22 protein-coding genes are annotated in these 18,407 nt (G+C 35.8%); 16 read left to right on the top strand and 6 right to left on the bottom strand.

Going from position 1 to position 18,407, the window contains the following annotated elements; all coding sequences use genetic code 11:
• Positions 1-250: 250 nt before the first annotated feature.
• Positions 251-1,192, bottom strand: a complete 942-nt coding sequence (locus V9G42_03710) for a DNRLRE domain-containing protein (protein MEI2758526.1) — start codon at positions 1,190-1,192, stop codon at positions 251-253.
• Positions 1,193-1,324: 132 nt separating this feature from the next.
• On the opposite strand from V9G42_03710, the gene V9G42_03705 reads away from it, so the two are divergent.
• Positions 1,325-1,657, top strand: coding sequence for a hypothetical protein (locus V9G42_03705; protein MEI2758525.1), 333 nt, complete (start codon positions 1,325-1,327; stop codon positions 1,655-1,657).
• A gap of 32 nt (positions 1,658-1,689) precedes the next feature.
• Positions 1,690-2,316: a Crp/Fnr family transcriptional regulator gene (locus V9G42_03700; GenBank protein ID MEI2758524.1), complete on the top strand. Its 627-nt coding sequence runs from the start codon at positions 1,690-1,692 to the stop codon at positions 2,314-2,316.
• Between the two features lies 1 nt (position 2,317).
• Here V9G42_03700 and V9G42_03695 read toward each other — a convergent pair whose 3' ends face one another.
• The 3 genes from V9G42_03695 to V9G42_03685 all read right to left on the bottom strand — a co-directional run bounded on the left by V9G42_03695 (position 2,318) and on the right by V9G42_03685 (position 5,427).
• Positions 2,318-2,695 carry a YraN family protein gene (locus tag V9G42_03695; GenBank protein ID MEI2758523.1) on the bottom strand — a complete coding sequence of 126 codons (378 nt, stop codon included), beginning with the start codon at positions 2,693-2,695 and terminating at the stop codon, positions 2,318-2,320.
• Complete coding sequence (gene creD / locus V9G42_03690; protein MEI2758522.1) at positions 2,679-3,953, bottom strand: cell envelope integrity protein CreD; 1,275 nt, start codon at positions 3,951-3,953, stop codon at positions 2,679-2,681. The genes V9G42_03695 and creD overlap by 17 nt, the downstream gene beginning before the upstream one ends.
• A gap of 202 nt (positions 3,954-4,155) precedes the next feature.
• The gene (locus V9G42_03685) at positions 4,156-5,427 is read right to left on the bottom strand and encodes a replication-associated recombination protein A (protein ID MEI2758521.1); all 1,272 of its coding nucleotides are present in this window, start codon (positions 5,425-5,427) and stop codon (positions 4,156-4,158) included.
• Between the two features lie 94 nt (positions 5,428-5,521).
• On the opposite strand from V9G42_03685, the gene trpS reads away from it, so the two are divergent.
• From trpS to V9G42_03660, 5 genes are all read left to right on the top strand, one after another.
• Positions 5,522-6,517 carry a tryptophan--tRNA ligase gene (gene trpS / locus V9G42_03680; protein MEI2758520.1) on the top strand — a complete coding sequence of 332 codons (996 nt, stop codon included), beginning with the start codon at positions 5,522-5,524 and terminating at the stop codon, positions 6,515-6,517.
• 157 nt (positions 6,518-6,674) lie between these two features.
• Positions 6,675-6,911 (top strand): acyl carrier protein, encoded by a 237-nt coding sequence (locus V9G42_03675; GenBank protein ID MEI2758519.1) that lies wholly within the window; start codon positions 6,675-6,677, stop codon positions 6,909-6,911.
• Between the two features lie 11 nt (positions 6,912-6,922).
• Complete coding sequence (gene fabF / locus V9G42_03670) at positions 6,923-8,176, top strand: beta-ketoacyl-ACP synthase II (GenBank protein ID MEI2758518.1); 1,254 nt, start codon at positions 6,923-6,925, stop codon at positions 8,174-8,176.
• 6 nt (positions 8,177-8,182) lie between these two features.
• Positions 8,183-8,902, top strand: a complete 720-nt coding sequence (rnc, locus tag V9G42_03665) for a ribonuclease III (protein ID MEI2758517.1) — start codon at positions 8,183-8,185, stop codon at positions 8,900-8,902.
• 110 nt (positions 8,903-9,012) lie between these two features.
• Complete coding sequence (locus tag V9G42_03660; protein MEI2758516.1) at positions 9,013-10,515, top strand: hypothetical protein; 1,503 nt, start codon at positions 9,013-9,015, stop codon at positions 10,513-10,515.
• 43 nt (positions 10,516-10,558) lie between these two features.
• Here V9G42_03660 and V9G42_03655 read toward each other — a convergent pair whose 3' ends face one another.
• The gene (locus tag V9G42_03655; GenBank protein ID MEI2758515.1) at positions 10,559-10,735 is read right to left on the bottom strand and encodes a hypothetical protein; all 177 of its coding nucleotides are present in this window, start codon (positions 10,733-10,735) and stop codon (positions 10,559-10,561) included.
• Between the two features lie 616 nt (positions 10,736-11,351).
• Between V9G42_03655 and V9G42_03650 the strand changes: the two genes are divergently transcribed.
• From V9G42_03650 to V9G42_03610, 9 genes are all read left to right on the top strand, one after another.
• Positions 11,352-12,998 (top strand): SBBP repeat-containing protein, encoded by a 1,647-nt coding sequence (locus V9G42_03650; GenBank protein ID MEI2758514.1) that lies wholly within the window; start codon positions 11,352-11,354, stop codon positions 12,996-12,998.
• A gap of 39 nt (positions 12,999-13,037) precedes the next feature.
• Entirely contained in the window at positions 13,038-13,226 is a 189-nt protein-coding gene (locus V9G42_03645; protein ID MEI2758513.1) for a hypothetical protein, read from the top strand.
• Between the two features lie 247 nt (positions 13,227-13,473).
• Positions 13,474-14,331, top strand: a complete 858-nt coding sequence (locus V9G42_03640) for an SBBP repeat-containing protein (GenBank protein MEI2758512.1) — start codon at positions 13,474-13,476, stop codon at positions 14,329-14,331.
• 50 nt (positions 14,332-14,381) lie between these two features.
• Positions 14,382-15,110 carry a T9SS type A sorting domain-containing protein gene (locus V9G42_03635; protein ID MEI2758511.1) on the top strand — a complete coding sequence of 243 codons (729 nt, stop codon included), beginning with the start codon at positions 14,382-14,384 and terminating at the stop codon, positions 15,108-15,110.
• A 40-nt stretch (positions 15,111-15,150) separates the two neighbouring features.
• Positions 15,151-15,369 carry a hypothetical protein gene (locus V9G42_03630; GenBank protein MEI2758510.1) on the top strand — a complete coding sequence of 73 codons (219 nt, stop codon included), beginning with the start codon at positions 15,151-15,153 and terminating at the stop codon, positions 15,367-15,369.
• The gene (locus tag V9G42_03625) at positions 15,369-16,307 is read left to right on the top strand and encodes a T9SS type A sorting domain-containing protein (protein ID MEI2758509.1); all 939 of its coding nucleotides are present in this window, start codon (positions 15,369-15,371) and stop codon (positions 16,305-16,307) included. The genes V9G42_03630 and V9G42_03625 overlap by 1 nt, the downstream gene beginning before the upstream one ends.
• 69 nt (positions 16,308-16,376) lie before the next feature.
• The gene (locus V9G42_03620; GenBank protein MEI2758508.1) at positions 16,377-16,538 is read left to right on the top strand and encodes a hypothetical protein; all 162 of its coding nucleotides are present in this window, start codon (positions 16,377-16,379) and stop codon (positions 16,536-16,538) included.
• Positions 16,539-16,869: 331 nt separating this feature from the next.
• Positions 16,870-17,535, top strand: coding sequence for a hypothetical protein (locus V9G42_03615; protein MEI2758507.1), 666 nt, complete (start codon positions 16,870-16,872; stop codon positions 17,533-17,535).
• Complete coding sequence (locus V9G42_03610; protein MEI2758506.1) at positions 17,502-17,765, top strand: T9SS type A sorting domain-containing protein; 264 nt, start codon at positions 17,502-17,504, stop codon at positions 17,763-17,765. Before V9G42_03615 ends, V9G42_03610 begins: the two co-directional genes overlap by 34 nt.
• 100 nt (positions 17,766-17,865) lie before the next feature.
• Here V9G42_03610 and V9G42_03605 read toward each other — a convergent pair whose 3' ends face one another.
• Positions 17,866-18,225 (bottom strand): helix-turn-helix domain-containing protein, encoded by a 360-nt coding sequence (locus tag V9G42_03605; GenBank protein ID MEI2758505.1) that lies wholly within the window; start codon positions 18,223-18,225, stop codon positions 17,866-17,868.
• Positions 18,226-18,407: the final 182 nt, after the last annotated feature.

Raw genomic sequence — 18,407 nt, 5'->3', positions numbered from 1 at the left:
TCAAAGAAACAAAAAAAGAGGCTAAGTTTGGGTGGTTAAAAATGATTTATTTGAGTGGTTTACCACTTCAAGTACCTAGCCATGTAACCCCTATTTGAATATACATGAATAAAAATCAGAAACTGTTTATTCTGAGCATTTAATTGAGGCGTATGCTTTTGTGTTCAAATAACAAATCACACAACGCTCATTAATAAAAAAACATTGTTTTATTCTAATAGCAATAAATCTGCCGGAAAAAATTACAGAATTACTCTACTACAATACGTTGTGCATAAACTTTTTCGTTGCAAAAAACTTTCACAACATAAACTCCTTGTTGTAGGTCTGATACATCAAATTTTACTATTCTGTCTGCATTAACATTAGTTTCCATCCCGTTACAAAGTTTACCAAGTATGTTGAAAACCTCAACTTTAGCAACACCGTTTCCGGCCTCGTCAGGAAGTTGAATGGTAGCAATTTCTGAAACAGGGTTTGGAAATATATTTAGTGATGTAATAGTTTGTCCGCCATCCAATCGTGCCATTGGATGTCCGCCATTTATCGGTGCAGGCACAGTGTAGGTAATAGTAAGTTTGGGTCTGATGGCTTCCGTAGTATTATCACTGGATGCAAAAATCAATTTTTTAAATTTATGTTCTTGCTGCAGTCTGAGCATAAATCCAAAACTTGTTGCAGGATTGTTTCTTGAATCAATGATAAGCTGCTTTACATTAATATTTGTAAAACTTTGTGTTGAAGATGTAGTGCCCCCTAACGAAACTCTGTTCTGTGAGGTTGTTGTTGGTTGATTGTTCCATGTCACAGTTGTTTCATTCCAATTGGAAGTGATGCGTTCCAAATAACTTGAATTGCTATGTGGAAAGCAATAGTGTTTGCCTTCTTCTGAGGTAGGATTAAAATAGAGAGATAGTGTTGCACTATTGATAAATGCATTGGCAGGGATGCCACTCAAATCAAACTGAATGAGCGAGCGCACATTGGAGTTGTTGCCATTTTTTGTCCAGGCAATGGCATTGAGGTCGCGTTTTGTACCATAGTTGTTGCCGGCATATCCGCAACTAACACAACTGAAAATTTCTGCATCCTTACCATCAGCAGGACCGGGTTGTAAAACTATGGTTGTTTGTGCAAAGGATGTTGATGCCATCAGGCATAATGCAACAAGTGGGGTGATTGTTCTTTTCATACTAATGGTTTTTGTAATTGATAACAAAGTAAAGACTTTTTTTGAAACCTACTGCATTTTTTTAATTTATTTTTATTATTTTTGATTTTCCCTTACCCCTAGCATTTATCCTGATTAAACACTAACACAAATATGACAAACAGCCAGCCTCTTTACACTGATAATGATTTTCTCCGGCTTATTACGCATTGCACTTCTGCCGATGAGGTAAAACAGGTGCTTTCATCGCACAATATTGCTGATGCCGATACAAAATCGTCAGAATTGTATAAAAAACTGTGTTGCATAAAACGACAAACCAAAGGTATTTATCTGATGGCTGCAGGTGCAGTTATGGGTTTTATTGGTTGTCTTCTATCTATTGTAAATCCCATTCCGTTTTTATTTGACATTGCAATGTACGGACTCACACCGGGTGCCGTTGTTATAGTGCTTATAGGATTATACTTGTTTATTGAAGGCTGAATTGAAGCACCAACATTGTTTACTTTTGCTATATGGAAAATATTAACGAATCGCTTGAATTCAAATCATCGCCTGCGCTTCGCAAAAAGTTGATTTCTTACGGAACAACTAAAAAATTTAATGCCGGTGATGTAATATTAAATGAAAATGCATATATCCGCTCTATTCCTATTGTGCTTAGCGGCTCCATCAGAGTGATGCGCAATGATGACGAAGGAAGAGAGATTTTACTTTACTATATAAAAAGTGGCGAAAGCTGCATCATGTCTTTTCTGGGCGGCATCCATCAGGACACAAGTAAGGTAAGTGCTGTTGCCGAAGATGAAACAGAAATTTTATTCGTTCCTATAGATAAAGTAATAACACTCATTCGCGAGCATGACGAATGGCTTGATTTTATTTTCCGCTTGTATCACAAACGCTTTGAAGAGCTTCTTGAAGTTGTGAATGCTGTTGCCTTCAAAAAAATTGATGAGCGATTGATTTTACTGTTGCAGAAAAAATCAGAACTTTCAAAGTTAAATACAATCACAATTACTCATGAACAATTGGCTAATGAATTAGGCACTGCACGTGTAGTTGTTTCGCGGCTGTTGAAACAACTGGAAGTTGATGGTCGTGTGGAACTGGGACGAAATAAAATTACACTTCTGAAATAATTCAGGAATAAGGATAAAAAGCATCTTCAATAAACTTCAATTCATGACGGCCATTGTATATAACTATGGATACAATATCATAGCGAACTTCCACATCTAAATTTTTTGAAATGATGTAATGGTCGGCAGCTGTTGCTAAAAACCGTTCTTTAGCTTTGGTAACACCTTCTTCCGGCTCGCCAAAATAATCTCCCGTTCTTGTCTTTACTTCAACAATGCACAACAGGTTTGCTTTAGATGCAATTATATCAATTTCTAGTTTGCCAAAACGCCAGTTACGCTCTACTATCTGATACCCTTGAGAAAGCAGATAGCTAACTGCCATCTCTTCACCTTCGCGACCAAGTTGATTATGATCTCCTTTATTTTTCTGTACCATACCAGTTGATCTTGCGCGACAAGTACATTACCAATGCAAGCACGATAAACAAACCTATACTTCCTAACAACAATGCATAGTCCTGCAACTGTATTATCGAAAACACAAATACATAGAGAATTATCAATACCAGACTAAACAACAGTGCTAATCGCAGGTTGTTAAAAACTGTTTTTGCATATAGGCTGATAAGTAAAATAATAGCAGCGGCAGATAACAGATACGATAAATTGAAACTGATATATTCCGAAACAGATAATAACAAGGTATAAAACAAACATAAAGCAACACCAACCAAAATGTACTGAAACGGATGTATGCGTTTTCTGTTAAGCACTTCTATAAAGAAGAAAAGCGTAAACGATAAGGTGATTAATAAAATAGCATACTTGGCAGAGCGGTAAGTTTTCTGATAATTATCAACAGGAATAAGTAATTTAACACCAAATGTTGATTCATTCAATCCTGTTGGCACACCTCTGAATTTTTGTCCGTAGTTTCTGTTGAGGTGAAATATTTTCCATTCTGCATCAAAGCCTTTATCGGTGATGTGATGTGTGTCGGGAAGGAATGCCCCATCAAAACTTGGATTTGTCCAGTCTGATTTTATGTTAACTGTTGTTTCCTTTCCTAATGGCATAAAATACATTTCCTTGCTGCCATTGAGTTTAAAAGACATGTCAAATTTAAAATCAGGTTTATCGAGCGAATCTGCTATTGGTAAGCGAATGCTCACACCCGATTCATGGACATCATTATTTTCTACTCCGGGATTAAACTCAATAGCATTTCCATTCAGTTTGATAGTTAGACGTTGTTTGATTCCTCGCAAATCAGAAATACCCAAAGACAGTGTAGTCTCTTTCCACATGATATCTGCCGGAGCAATATTCCACTCTGAAAAATCAGGAAAATGAAAATATCCTTTTAGCGACACATCTGACTTATACACTACAGCTTCGTAAATGCCGCGATGACGCATTTCAGGCTCCAGTGTTCCTGCTATTTTTAATTCTTCCGGTAAAAAATGTGCATATTGAATTTGTGACTTCCTTTTTCCATCGGCATCAACAAAAAAACTTTGATATGGCACATTAATTACTGGACCACTGAGGTGTTGTTCAAAACCCCACTTGGATGAAATTTCGTCTAATGCGCTGTCATGTGTTTGCTGTCTCTCATTTATCAGACTTTGCACCATTTCTGATGGAATAAGTAATAATAAAATTAAAATTCCCATGCTGAGAAGCTTCACCATGACAGAATTTTTTATCCATTGATTTAGCCGGTCGAAAAAAGAGTGTGAAGTATTTTCCATGAAACGATGATTGGTTGTTTTTTTTAAACGGATTTAAGCAAAGATATTTTATAGGTCAGATATTTTAACTTTTGTTAAACAATTTATTTTTTTCGGTTTCTGTTGACTGATTGGCTTTGTATATTCAGGATTTAACTTTAAATCAATAATCATACTCATTTTCCCATCGTGTTTTTAAAAATTGCTGAAACTCTGCTTCGCGATTATTCTTTCCCGGTGAATAAATTTTCTTACCTTTTAACTGCTCGGGAAGGTAGTTTAGTTTTACAAAATTATTATCATAATTATGCGCATAAGCATAATCTTTTCCGTATCCAATTTCTTTCATCAGGTTGGTAGGTGCATTTCGCAGATGCAGTGGCACAGCTAGGTCGCCTGTTTTGGCTACTAATTCCAAAGCTTCTTCAATGGCCATATAACTTGAATTGCTTTTTGGCGAACAAGCAAGATAAATTGCAGCCTGTGATAAAATGATTCTGCATTCTGGAAAGCCAATTTTATGTGCTGCATCAAAACACTGATTGGCAATGAGCATGGCATTAGGATTTGCATTACCAATATCTTCCGAAGCAAGAATGAGCATTCGCCTTGCAATAAACAACGGATCTTCGCCACCATGAATCATCCTTGCAAGCCAATAAACTGCTGCATTGGGGTCGCTTCCTCTGATGCTTTTAATAAATGCAGAGATCAAATCATAATGTTGTTCGCCTGTTTTATCATAAAGAGCCATCTTTTGATGAATGGTTAGTTCTACCATTTTATTGTCAATATAAATTTCTTCCTGAAGATTAACCTGAATAACCAATTCAAGAAGATTGAGTAGTTTTCTGGCATCGCCACCACTGAAACGCAACAATGCATCATCTTCTTTAATAACAACTTTCTGCTCTTTAAGAATTGTGTCATTTGCTAATGCAGCATATAATATTGCTCTAAGATGTTCTGCAGTGAGTGCTTTTAAAATATAAACCTGACAGCGTGAAAGCAAGGGTGAAATTACTTCAAACGATGGATTTTCTGTTGTTGCTCCAACGAGTGTAATAATTCCTTTCTCTACGGCACCAAGTAAAGAGTCCTGTTGCGATTTGCTGAATCGATGTATTTCATCAATAAATAATATGGAAGGCTGTTGGGCTATTTCAAAATGTTGCCGTGCAGTTTCAATTACAGCACGCACTTCTTTAACGCCACTGTTTATAGCACTCAGATGATAGAACTGTCTGTTTAAAGAGTTAGCCAATATAAAAGCCAGAGTCGTTTTGCCTACACCCGGTGGCCCCCATAATATCATGCTGGGGATGGTGTTTTTTTCAATGGCTTTTGCAAGAACTGCTCCTGACTGTGTCAGATGTTCCTGACCAATATATTCATTCAGCGTTTTTGGCCGCATACGCTCTGCTAATGGAATCATTGCAATCAATTTTTATAACCCAAATTAAACAATAATTCTTTGTTGTTAGGCTAAAATAAAAACCTGTTAAAACAATTAATCTATTTTTGCGGCTATGGATACAGTAGTAAGCGGAATAAGATCAACAGGAAACCTGCACTTGGGTAATTATTTTGGTGCAATAAAAAATTTTACAGCCATGCAGCATGAATATCGCTGCTTTTTCTTTATTGCCGATTATCATTCGCTCACCACACACCCTACACCAGCAAATCTTCAGCAAAATGTAAAGGCGGCTTTAGTAGAATATCTTGCATGTGGTTTAGACCCGGAAGTGTGTACCATATACATTCAAAGCGATTTGCCCGAAACTGCAGAACTTTATCTGTTGTTGAATATGAATGCTTACGTTGGTGAGTTGGAAAGAGTAACCTCATTTAAAGAAAAAATCAGAAAGCACCCTGATAATATAAATGCCGGACTATTAACCTATCCTGTTTTAATGGCTGCCGATATATTAATTCACAAGGCAACAAAAGTTCCTGTTGGCAAAGACCAGGAGCAACATCTTGAAATGAGCCGCACCTTCGGAAATCGTTTTAACCGTTTATATAACACAGAATATTTTAGTGAGCCAATGGCATTTAACTTTGGGAAGACGTTGGTAAAAGTACCCGGACTTGATGGTGCAGGAAAAATGGGTAAGTCGGAAAGTGAAGGTAATGCCTTGTTTTTGAAAGATGATGCAGCCACTATCAGAAAAAAAATAATGCGTGCTGTAACTGACAGCGGTCCCAAAGAACCAAATTCCACAAAACCAGAAGCAATTGAAAATCTTTTTAGTCTGATGAAATTGGTATCATCCGCTGACACTATAAGCCATTTTGAAACTGAGTTTAATAATTGCACCATCCGCTACGGTGATTTGAAAAAGCAACTTGCCGAAGACATGGTGACTTTTATGGCTCCCATTACCCAAAAAATCCTTGACATTGAAAAAAACCACGATTATGTAAAAAAAGTGGTTCACCTTGGGCGCGAAAAAGCTAAGGCAAGTGCACAAAAAACCATAGAAGAGGTAAGGCAAATCATCGGAATTCGAAGGTTTTAGTACCCTATTTTGAAAAGTTAAAAAATTGTTGTCAGTCCTATAAGTTTGTATGTGCCTCTGATTCAAGCAACAACAATTAAATATGTTGGGGAAAATATTTTTGAAAATCAGTTACAAAACCATTTAATTTGCGCTCTAATTCAAAACTTTATATAAAATGTCAGACATTGCATCCAGAGTAAAAGCCATTATTGTTGACAAATTAGGTGTTGACGAAGGGGAAGTAACTAATGAAGCGTCATTTACAAACGATTTAGGAGCTGATTCGCTCGACACTGTTGAACTGATTATGGAATTTGAAAAAGAGTTTAACATTGCTATTCCGGATGATCAGGCCGAGAAAATCTCAACCGTAGGACAAGCTGTAGATTATATTTCTGCTAACGTAAAATAAGCGTCCCTTACATGGAGCTCAAAAGAGTCGTAGTAACCGGATTAGGCGCCCTTACACCATTAGGTAACTCTGTTTCAGAATACTGGGACGGATTACTCAACGGTGTAAGTGGTGCTTGTCAGATTACAAAATTTGATGCTTCAAAGTTTAAAACACACTTTGCCTGCGAGGTTAAAAATTTTGACCCGTTGGTTTATTTAGAGAAAAAAGAAGCACGCAAGCTTGACCCATTTTCGCAGTATGCAATTGCTGTTTCCGATCAGGGAGTAAAAGATGCAGGCTTAGAAAATGCCAACATTAATCACGACAGAGTAGGTGTTATCTGGGGATCGGGTATAGGCGGGCTTCGTACTTTTCTTGATGAGGTTATTGCTTATGCCAAAGGTGACGGAACACCACGTTTCAATCCTTTTTTCATTCCTAAGATGATTGCCGACATTGCATCTGGACATATCTCTATGCGTTTTGGCTATCGTGGTCCAAACTACACTACAGTATCTGCATGTGCATCATCAACCAATGCACTCATTGATGCATTTACTTATCTGCGTTTGGGCAAAGCCGATATTATTATTTCCGGTGGCTCAGAAGCTTCTGTTAACGAAGCAGGTATTGGCGGTTTCAATGCCATGCACGCACTTAGCGAGAGAAACGATTCACCACAAACAGCATCACGTCCATTTGATTTAGACCGCGATGGTTTTGTGCTTGGTGAAGGTGCCGGCTGTATTGTTCTCGAAGAGCTTAGTCATGCGCAGGCTCGCGGAGCAAAAATTTATGCTGAAATGGTTGGCGGTGGCATGAGTGCCGATGCCTATCATCTTACAGCTACACATCCCGAAGGATTGGGTGCTTATAACGTAATGAAATCTTCGCTTGACGATGCAGGAATGACTTCTGCCGACATTGACTACATTAATGTGCACGGTACAAGTACACCTGTTGGCGACCCAAGCGAAATTAAAGCCATACTAAAACTTTTTGGTGACGATGCATTTAAGCTAAACATCAGCTCTACCAAGTCCATGACAGGACACCTTTTAGGTGCTGCCGGTGCTATTGAAGCTATTGCATCTATTTTAGCAGTAAAAAATAATATTGTACCACCAACCATCAACCATTTTACAGACGATCCCGCTTTCGATCCACGGTTGAATTTTACATTTCATAAACCCCAACAACGCAACATCAGAGCAGCGCTGAGCAACACTTTCGGCTTTGGCGGACATAATGCCTCTGTAATTTTTAAAAAATTCACTCCCTGATAATCAGTGAGATTTTACAGCTTCTTTCCCATCAATATTTTATTTTCTGCCGATCGCAAAACATACTTTTCGCTGCATAACATTCTTGGCTTCTATCCAATAAAATTATCGTTGTACAAATTAGCGTTCAGCCACCGTTCGCAAACAAAAGAAGTTACTAATGGTATAAAGCACTCAAACGAGCGATTAGAATATCTTGGTGATGCTGTGCTTGGTGCCGTTGTAGCCGAAATGCTTTTTAAAAAATTTCCATTCAGAGAAGAAGGTTTTTTGACCGAGATGCGAAGTAAGATTGTCAGCCGCGAAAACTTAAAACACCTTGCCTTCAAACTTGGCATAAATCATTTCATAAAAAAAACACATGGCCCCGATTCGTTTCGCAACATTTATGGCGATGCACTGGAAGCACTCATTGGTGCTATTTATATTGACAGAGGTTATGACAAAGCCCGACAGTTTATTCTCGAGAGAATGATTAACCACCATGTTGATTTGGAATCGTTGGAAGCAACAGAAATAAATTTTAAAAGCCGCATACTTAACTGGTCGCAGCGTACTAAAAACACCGTTGCCTTTGAAACCATTGAAGACGAAAAAAACACCGATAAATTAATCCGTGTGCGATTGCTGATTAACGGAGAAGAAGTTGCCACAGGAATGGATTTTGTAAAGAAAAAAGCTGAGCAGATTGCAGCAGAAAGAGCCTGTACAAAACTTGAAATATAATTCAGACTGTTAACAAGCCATCTGAAAAATTAAATTTCAACGCTGTGGTACATCATTTATTGATGACCTATATTTGAACGAAAATAAAGCAATGATTTATCAGTCATAAGATGGAGTTTTCGGAAATTAAATTATTAATTAATTTTTTTGCTAAAAACCGTCATGATTTTCTGGGTGTGCCTGATGTTTATTTTGCAGATAAAAATTATCCTGAGCTGCTTTGGTTTTATAAAGAGATTTCAAAAGGCAGCATCAACAACGATCAGGATGCTGCAGAAAAGCTTTTGCAAAGCACTGCAACAAATCCTGCCTATCAGCAACTGAAAGCCGAACTTGAAGATCGTTTGGTAAATCTTGTTTTTGGTTTAGACCCCGAAAAACTGATGAACTCCATGTTAGGACGCAGTTCTTTTCGTGCATACATCTATTTTGGTGCTGCCATGATTTTACGTCAGCAAAATGCCTCTGCATTTTTTTCTGACCATTTCTTTAAAAAAGCAGCAGACTATGCAACCTTTACAAACGATGGTATGATTGGCTGCCTCACCGACCTGATGCTTGCCGACAGAATGGCTATTAAAAACAAACCTGACGATTTTTATCATTACCGGAATAGCTTTAAAAAATCTATTAAACAGTTTGAACTTGAAGCAGAATTGATTTTAATGCAAAGAGAATTGGATATTTTTCAGGTAGCTTCCAATATTTCACAATATAAAAATGCCGCCAAGGCAAAACGCTATTATCTGAGAGCTAAAAAAATACATCAGCAACTTAAAACATTCAATTCAAATTTCTATTACGGCAACATTGCGTTTATTTATGGATATTTCAGCAGTAATTTTGACTTGGTAGAAGAAGCTTTGAACGAACGCGAAACGTTTTATCTGAATCATCCCGAATACTATTCCGACTTTCAAAAAAGCTTTATTGCGCTTTCAAGAATGTTGGCCTACATCCACCTCAGGCAGTATGATAGAGGTAAAGAAGAAGCAAGGGTGTTTTTAAGTAAACTAAGTGCCAACTCATCTGACTGGCTGCATGCATTGGAGCACTATTTTATACTTTGTATGCACTCCGGAAACTTTGAACAAGCACTCAACATCTATTACGAAGCAACACGAAGTGAATATTTTATCAACTCCAATCAGGAAGTAAAAGAGCGTTGGCATTATTTTGAACCTTATCTGAATTTTATTTTACCGGGACATTTTCCAAAAGAAAGTATAAACCTGTTGGGTTTTTTAGATGAGATAAGCTACTACACAACTCATAAAGAAGACAACAACATCATTATCATGATAGGTCAGATAATAGTGATGATTGAAATGGGTGATTATGACAAGTTATATGACAGAACAAGTTATCTGGAATCCTATATCAGAAAATATGTTGACAGGAGAATTTATCCGCGTACATCTATTTTTCTGAATATGTTACTCACATTATTCAAGAACAACTTTCAAAAAACTAAGTCACAGAAACAAGCTGCCATCTCCCTGGAAAAACTAAAGCCTGTTGCCGGGAATAAATTTTTTAATACAGAAGGGCTTGAAGTTATTCCTTATGAAAAACTTTGGTTAGCCATTTTAGAAAAATTAAAAAGGCACTGATCTTTTGAAGTCAGTGCCTTTGATATTCTTTTGGAGATGTTAATTACAAATTACCACTGCCGACAATTACAATTCCATCGCATTTAAAATTTGGATCTTTTGATAGCGTTTCTGCTTTATTTATTTGTTCAGAATTTTTAGCAACAAAATCTTTATTTTGAAGATCAGCCGGTGTAGCATAAACACCTAAGTAAAGTAAAATTGAGATTAATAAGTCCATATTGTTTTTTATTTGAATTTGTATGGGTAATTGCAAATCAATTGCCGCTACTCAACATTTTCTGACATCGAAATGGGCATTCTTTCTTTTGTAAGAAAATTGAGCTAACCGTAAGGACTTATTTCATCTTTCAGAGGAGAGCCACGTTATAAACTACTGTCAAGCTTGAAAATCGCCTGTAAGAAAAAATAAGAGATGTTGGAAAAAAAATAATAATGAAGAACGCTTTATAACTTAATACTGTTGTTTGTTCACGTTAATAGAAAAATGCTGAATCCAAGGAGATGGAAGAGTCTTAACTTCTAGCATAATTTCTTCCGAAATAAAACAGTTGGATACTGGAACTCCAATTTCACCTAATGGCAACTACGGGATTTTAAATTTTATTTTTATATCAAAATTTTAGAACATCAACAATTATTAAACAACAAAATCAAACATGCTGCATGAGGTCATTAATATTTTGTCCACTTTTTTCTTGGAATTCCACTTTCATGGATGCTGATTTTGCAACCGTACCACCACAGGGTATTTTTACAAGAAAGTATTATGAATCGAGTTTTGGAGCTTTGACTGTTAAAAAAATTTTATACCTTTAAATTCTCAAGTAAACACCATGAGAAACTTTTTTCTTTTTTTAATAGTTTTGGTTTTGCAATTTTCTATTGCTACTTCACAAACCCTGCAATGGGCTAAGCAATTTGGGGGGACAAAATCTGACATTGCTTTTAGTAATACAATTGATATAGCTGGAAACAGTTATATTACAGGATACACTGATACTTCCAGCATAAATATTTTTATTTGCAAATTAGATTCTAATGGTAATATTCTTTGGAATAAAATAATTGGCGGCATGGGAGTTGATGCAAGCATACACATAACAACTGATAGTTTGTGCAACATATATGTATGTGGAGTCTTTAATGATTCTGTTGATTTTGATCCGGGTACAGGTATTAGTTCGCTTATTTCGCAGAGCTTGGGCGATGCATATTTATTAAAATTAGATTCTGGCGGCAATTTTGTGTGGGTAAAACAAATGGGGTGTCATGCTTTTTATGAGAATGGTTCTAGATTTTGTAAGGTTAGTGGACCCTATATTTACTGGTGCGGTGTTTTTAACGATACTCTTTTTTATACTGCACAAAGTACCTCTTTTCCTGTTGCAATATCTCAGGGACTCATAGATATTTTTATAGCCAAACTAGATACTGCGGGTAATTTTATTTGGACAAAATCCCAGGGAGGCTTGGGTAGTGATGGCATTGTATCAATTGCCTTAGACGATGCCGATAATATTATTACAACAGGCGGTTTTACCGGTATTTGCGATTTTAACCCGGATTCAACGGTAAATTTTGATTTAACTTCCTTAGGCAATACGGATGTGTATGTTTGTAAATTAGACTCTGGCGGTAACTTTATTTGGGTTAAACAATTTGGTGGTGTAAATTTTGAAGTGCCTTGCGAGTTGGTAATAGATAAAGCTGGCAATATTTTTTTAGCAGGGGTTTTTGAAGGTATAATGGATGCTGACCCCAATTCAGGTATTTATAACCTGGTAAGCAATGGTAATTATGATAATTTTATTTTAAAGTTAGACAGCAGTGGTAATATGCAATGGGCTTTAAGCTTTGGAGGGACAGGACTTGATGTGTGTAACTCTTTAGCTCTTGATTCATCTGCCAACATATATACTACCGGACGGTTTGTTGATACCGTTGATTTTGATCCGGGAATGGGCGTTTATAATTTAGTTTGCAATAACTCCTTTGGCGATACTTTTGTAAATAAAATAGACAGTGCCGGTAATTTAATTTGGGCTAATCAATTAGTTGGAACCATCGACAACATGGGTAACAGCATTGCTTTAGATAACAATCTGAATATATATGTTGCAGGTAATTTTAGCAACAGTTGCGATTTTGATCCGTCAGGCAATTTTTATACCCTTAATTCATTAGGCCCTTATGATGCTTATCTTTTTAAATGGAGCCAACCTCTTACCGGCTTACATGATACTTATACAAACTCATCCGTTAAAGTATTCCCAAATCCTTTTACTGAAACTGTACAAATAAATGTGATTGAAAAAGCAACGGTAACAATTAGCTCCATTACCGGCCAGGTAATTTTAAGAACCATTTTACCAGCGGGCATAAATACTATCACCCTAGCAAATCAACAAAGTGGTACGTATTTATTAAATGTGTTAACCGATAAAAGCAGCAGCAATGCTATTATTGTTAAAAGCAATTAATAAAATTAAATTTTATTTAACTTTAAATCAACAAACGTTATGAGAAAAATTAAAATTATTATTGTTCTAATGCTAACAGGCAAATTACTATTTGCCCAATGCGAGTATATTGAAGATTCTACTACATTGCGTGTTATCGGAAGCGCCTCTGCACCCTCATGCATAGCAATTTTACCTATTGCAGTAAAAATGGATACAGTATTTCACCTTATGGCAACAGGGTTTTAAATTTAATGATCAACATTATCTATGATCAAACACCAGCCGCTGATCCTCTTGCGGGCACTTCCAGTAATTATTGGGATCCCGGCACATCGAATACAATAAACTCCATCCACCTACTAATTTAACCTCTTTCATGGATGCTGATTTTGCAACCGTACCTCCACAGGGTATTTTTAAGAAAATATTATGAATTAAGTTTTGGAGCTTTGACTGTTAAAAAATTTTATACCTTTAAATTCTCAGTAACACCATGAGACTTTTTTCTTTTTTTAATAGTTTTGGTTTTGCATTTTCTATTGCTACTTCACAAACCCTGCAATGGGCTAAGCAGTTTGGGGGCATTCAAGTTGACATAGCCACTAGTAATGCTATTGACCAAGCAGGAAATATTTATGTCACTGGATTTACTGAAGCTTCCAGTCCGGATTGTTTTATTTATAAAATAGATTCTAATGGCGTTATTCTTTGGAATAAATTAATTGGAGGCCCAGGTGTAGATGGTAGCTATGAGATCGTATGCGATAATAACAGTAATATTTACATTTCTGGTTATTTTGGGGACTCTGTTGATTTTGATCCGGGCCCGGGAGTTACTTTATTAAAATCCCAAAGTACTTCAAGTGCGTTTTTGCTAAAATTAGATTCTGCGGGTAATTTTATTTGGGTAAAAGTAGTGAGTGGCAGTGAATTTTCATATGATAGAGGAACTTCTTGTGTTGTTAGCGATGGCAATGTGTTTTGGGCTGGTATTTTTTCAGATACCCTACACTTTATAGATATCACAAATGATAGCCTTATGGGCCATTCAAAAGGAATTAGTGATGTTTTTATAGCTAAACTGGATGGTAGTGGTAATTTGAATTGGATAAAAACTTTTGGTGGTGGTGATGAAGACTATGTAAATTCTATTAATTTGAATAGTAGCGGAGATATTCTTTTAGTAGGTGAGTTTAAAGGTTTATGCGATTTCAATCCGGATACAGTCATCAATTATGATTTATTATCCTATGGCTACTCAGATATTTACATCTGCGAATTAGACAGTGGAGGGAATTTTGCCTGGGCAAAACAATTGGGGGGGCTAACTATTCAATTGGAAGTAATTTAACCATAGACAATTTAGATAATATTTATGGTATAGGTTATTTTATAGATACCTTGGATGCTGATCCGAGTGCAAATGTTTTTAATTTAATAAGCAATGGTTTGACTGATGTTTGTTTATTTAAGTTAGATAATGGAGGGAATTTGATTTGGGCAAAAAGTTGGGGGAGTACAGGAAGTGATGAGGGTATGGGGATAGTTATAGACTCAGTAAATAACATTTATACCACTGGTGCATTTAACGATACTGTTGATTTTGATCCGGGAACAAGTATCTACAATTTAACTAGCACCGGTGGGGTAAATACATTTATAAGTAAATTAGATAGTGCAGGTAATTTTATTTGGGCTAATCAAATAAAAGGTTCAAACAATATTGGATTGTCAATAAAATTGGATGCACATGAAAAAATCTACGTAGCTGGAGAGTTTGGCGGGACATGCGATTTTGATCCTTCAAATAACCTCTATAACTTGACTTCAGCAGGGATGGGTGATGCTTATATTTTTAAATGGAGCCAACCTATTACGGGTTTATATGATAATTATACAAACACACTCATAAAAGTATTTCCGAATCCTTTTACTGAAACTGTACAAATAAATGTGATTGAAAAAGCAACGGTAACAATTAGCTCCATTACCGGCCAGGTAATTTTAAGAACCATTTTGCCAGTGGGCATAAATACAATCGACATGGCAAGTCAAAAAAGTGGTACGTATTTATTAAATGTGTTAACCGATAAAAGTAGCAGCAATGCTATGGTCGTTAAAAGCGATTAAATATAATTAAATTTTATTTAACTTTAAATCAACAAACGTTATGAGAAAAATTAAAATTATTATTGTTCTAATGCTAACAGGCAAATTACTATTTGCCCAATGCGAGTATATTAAAGATTCTACTGCACTGCGTGTAAACGGGACTGTATCAGCACCCACGTGTTCGGGCAATTTTACTTACCGTAGTAAAAACGGATTCAGTATTTCGCCTTATGGCAACAGGGTTTTAAATTTTTTTTATTCTAAAATTATAGAATAATGAAAAAGTATTTAATTATTATCCTCTTATCAGTTTATTCAGAAAGAGTATTATCGCAAGGCAGCGTAACGCCAAGCGAACTGCTTACCATTGCCTTTGAGGATGCCACAGGCGCAAGAGATACCGTTTACATTGGGCATTATATGGATTCTTGTTATTTATACATTAACCCTCCTCCAAGTTGCCCTAAAATAGTTTCACCAAATATTGACACCGCCTTTGACGAAGTGGATATAGGTCCCTTTGTACAACCGGGCGTGTTTACCGCCCGCATTGAAAACAAAATGAGTGATGGCTTTGCTTATGACTGGTACACTAAATATGATATACGCTATTGCGACTTGACAGCGGTCTATGCTACATTTTACAATTTCTTCAATGACCCTCTTGATTATAAAATCCGGTTCTACAATTACACACCACCTGTCATAGCTAAAATAAATATACAACGTAATAACCCATTTTTACCCGATACTGCCGATTTTGGTTGCTTTTGTGAATATAATGCAATCTATTTTTCAAACATAAACGAATTATATGGTAACGGGTGGTATAGAGGATGGATGGATTCATCAGGAAATGGCAGCTCCAGGGCTTATGATCGGGTAATTGATTCTCAGTTGATAGATACCATTGACCTAAACGATATTGCTGTTTATGTTTTTCAACCCAATTTTACAATAGTTGGTATTCAGGAATATAATGCTAAAAACAAAGATTATAAAGTATATCCAGTTCCCTTTTTTAATGAAATCATCATTGATTTTACAGGTAATGAAATTTTTAATTATACAATTACAGATGTGAGTGGAGTAATAATCTGTAATGGAAAATTGATAAATAAAAAAATAGATTCAAGTGAAATAACCAGAGGGCTATATACACTTACTTTATACAATGCTTCAAAAAAATTAAACTTTAAAATTTTGAAACTATGAGCAAAAAAAACTTAGGCCTTTTATTAATGATAAGCGCATATTTAAACACTAGTGCACAGTGTGAATATTATGAGGATTCAACAAGTTTGCGTACTGTTGGCGCCAGTTCAGCCCCATTATGTAACGGAAGTTTTGCTTATTGCAGTAAAAACGGATACACTGTATTTCCACATATTGGATGATATGTATAACTGGACTCCCATTTCTGATGAGTTGAATATCTGGATATAAAAACTGCATAACACAACTTGAGCAGGATTTGATTGACGGAAATTATAACTGCTGACGAATATATGGATAGCCGCATTACATTTGCGGACAGCAAAGTTCGGGATTGAGAGTGTTGTCATCAGCAATAGTCAAACAAGATAAATCGCTTATGGCAATAAAGCAGTTCCAATGCAAAGCAAAAACATTACTATTTCGCCTTATGGCAACTACAGGGTTTTAAATTTTATTTTTAGAACAATGAAAAAAAAATTTACTTATTATTCCTCTCTGGCGCAATGGCGTTTTTTTCAGAAAAAATATTATACTTTTGAATTAAGAAGAGTTTAATGAAATGAAAAAGAGTATTATAATATCTCTTTTGCTAATACTGAAGGTTGGTTATTCAACATCACAAACAGTATATCAGATACCGGGTGCATCGCAACAACCGCGTTGGGTTTTCCCGATTTATATTGAAGATGCCATAGGGCAAAAAGATACATTGTATTATGGATTTTCTCCCGGAGCTTTCGTAGGACCGGTTTTAGCAGATACTATCTTTGGAGAATATCCTGTACCCTATGATTTTGTTAATTTGAATGCTTCGGCATCACCAGTTACAAGCTTCTTAATGTATAAGGTAGAGATAATAGATACATCACTTAGCTATTATTCATTTCAATTGACTGTGGCCAATACCTATCCACCAACCAAATTCAAATGGGATGTCAGTACGCTCAGGTCAGACTCGCTTCCGTTTCCTGATCAGTCGCCACTGCCCAATGCCGAATTGCACATAGACTGGTACTATTCTCACAACATAACGCCCTGCCCGGGTCAGGGATTTGCTATTTTGGTTACAGATACAGCATCAGGCACATTCTGTTTTATGAAAGACAGCATGGTTATGGATAATGTTTTCTCGGGACCAGTTGATATAATGATAGGACTTTCCAGTTTCGCCCCTGGACAGGATTGCAGCCTGTGGGAGTTCAGCAGGTTGAGAAAAATAAATTAAAAATTTATCCTGTTCCTGCTGATGGTTATTTTATCATTGATATGGATGAAACAGGATATTCTTTATTTAATGCCGAGTTGTTTACATCAGAAGGAATAAGTGTGCTGAATAAACCAATGAAAAACAAAGAAAGACTAATTACATCAAACATTCCCAATGGATTTTATATGTTGAAGCTTACAACGGCTAATTTCAATACTGTATTTAAAAAAATAATCATTGACCACTAAAATTTATGAAAAAGATTTTAATGATTTAAACGAAATAATTTTTTTTAAATAAAAAGCATATTCATCTTTTTATTTAACATACTTCTAAAAAGACCGCAGGCTATTTATTTTTAATATTTTTTAACTCCTCTCGCAGCTTTTCAATTTCTACATTTTGTTTTTCAATCATTTTTATCAAATCATCTGCATCGCTATTTCCAATCACTAATCCGTTTGCCCCACCTTTTTGCTCATGCGTAGTAATGTTATACGAAACCTTTTCATCATAATGAATAATGTCTTCTACAGGCATATCAAAAAATTTAGAAAAGCGCTGCAATAGGGTAACGCTAATAGCTACTTCCTCGTTTTCAATTTTACTGATTTCGCTTTGCGTAAGTCCGATTTTTTCGCTTACATCAAGCTGGCTTAAATTTTTAATACGCCTGATTTTTCTGATTTTTTCCCCTAATTGATGCATGATTTATTTTAGTTTTATGAATGAAATGAATTAATTATTCTTTTCACGACTATTTTATTCAAAAATTGAATATTTTATTCAGAATATGAATAGAATATTCCATAGTAGATGTTCATTTCTGAAGCGTAAAAATAGAGGATAAAAAGTAAAAACAAAATATTTTTCTTGAAACACAATAGTTT

The organism is Bacteroidia bacterium, assembly GCA_037045145.1.
Taxonomy (GTDB): Bacteria; Bacteroidota; Bacteroidia; order AKYH767-A; family OLB10; genus OLB10.
This window is presented reverse-complemented; position numbering and strand designations above follow the sequence as displayed.